Source organism: Pseudoalteromonas sp. MQS005, from assembly GCF_001661605.1.
In the GTDB taxonomy this organism is placed as follows: Bacteria; Pseudomonadota; Gammaproteobacteria; order Enterobacterales; family Alteromonadaceae; genus Pseudoalteromonas; species Pseudoalteromonas tetraodonis.
The window spans coordinates 1-1,536 of record NZ_LYRQ01000109.1 but is presented as its reverse complement, the minus strand read 5'-3'; the positions used below and the strand labels follow the sequence as shown (position 1 = coordinate 1,536).

The 1,536-nt window shown below is 34.6% G+C and carries 1 protein-coding gene and 1 pseudogene; both read left to right on the top strand.

Going from position 1 to position 1,536, the window contains the following annotated elements:
* The first annotated feature begins 342 nt into the window (after positions 1-342).
* Positions 343-739 (top strand): annotated as a pseudogene (locus A9479_RS19425) (hypothetical protein).
* A gap of 128 nt (positions 740-867) precedes the next feature.
* Complete coding sequence (locus A9479_RS19420; RefSeq protein WP_024601268.1) at positions 868-1,152, top strand: hypothetical protein; 285 nt, start codon at positions 868-870, stop codon at positions 1,150-1,152.
* The last annotated feature ends 384 nt before the right edge of the window (positions 1,153-1,536 follow it).

The window sequence follows — 1,536 nt, the reverse complement described above, 5'->3', positions numbered from 1 at the left end:
TGTGTTTTTTTTAAGCGATCGTTAGGGTTGGTTCATTAATTGTTCAATATTTTTATTATCAATAGGTAGGCTTAAGTTATTTTTCACACTGAATTATTTATGCACTTAAAGTGTAGGTTTACTTTCTGGACTTTTTAATAAGCTTGACTAAAACTATTGTTAGTATGGTCGCAGGTAATAGCCAAATATAATCAGTCATATTGTTCTACCTCAAAGTTAGGAACTTTTTTAACCTTAATGATTTTTATTCTTTTTGCAAATTTAGCCTACATAAACGTGATTTTCTATTTTTACCCATCGCATGGCCCTAGTTAATTTCAGGACAATTAACGAGGACAAATCATGAAAAATATTAAATCTCAATTTATTCGCCAATACGTTCGAGCCAGTAGATCTCCGTGGGATGACTGCTCTACAATTTTATTGTTAGCAGATGTAGTTAATGAACAAACATTAGAGTTAAATTTCAATAATTACATCTATTTACATAGAGATAGCGTTGGAAAAAAAAATACTTGGCATTAGTATTTCAAATAGTATGTTGGAAAAAAATCCAAGTTTTGAGAATAGGTATTTAGAAGGGCACGACATGACGCTTTTTTTACTTATCTACATAGAGCAAATAACACAGTTTTGTGAGCTGTTCTCTGAGGAGTTTCAGCAAATATTTATGCAAACGCCAACAACATTTTTTGCAGCAGCAGAAAGTGATTGGGTCGATATTATCGACAATGCATAACCCCCTAAGCGAACATTTGTTCGCTTTTTTAAAAATTTTTTCGTAAACCGTTTTAAATACCCATGTCTGATTTTATTTACTAATACGTTATCGATTTTGATAACAAAACACACAAGGATAGTGAACACATGAAACATGCATACGTATCAACATTGGATTTTTTAAATTTATTACAAACATTTTGCCGAGTAATTACCACGAATGACCATCAGATAAACTTATTAGAATTACGCAGTGATAATGCGAATTTAGATGAGCTATGGGAGGTAATTGGCCCTGAAATTACAGCGAATAAAGAGCTAAATCAGTATGCTATGCGAAAGTTTACCTACGAGCTGATGCATGCCCTGATTAGCGACCCAGTAGAGCGGGTGGAGCTGCCATGTGACTTCGAGGATGATGTTTTTTCTTAGGGTCAAATTGGAAAAAGTTAGCTACAGAAACTGAGGCCAAAATAGTTATTTTCAAAACAAAAATAACAGCCTAATCATGTCTCCCCAAATATGCCGTGAATCATTATTTGCTGATTCGCTGCCCTAACTGCAATAGCGTTTAATAGGGCATTTTACTCAGTTACTGAGTATCAAACCTGGGAGGGAGTCCTGCGCAAATACAGGGGTTCGTTACGGTGGCTCAAAAGCGCAGTCATTGTAATCATGTTTGGCAAGGCTTAGAGGTCAAATGCACAAGGGAGGTAGATTTATATCTATCTCCCTTTTGCGTATTTCAGTTAGTTCACTCAGTAGCCTCATTACAAATCATATTGGCGAGGTAAAAAATAAAAAATAATTAATTTA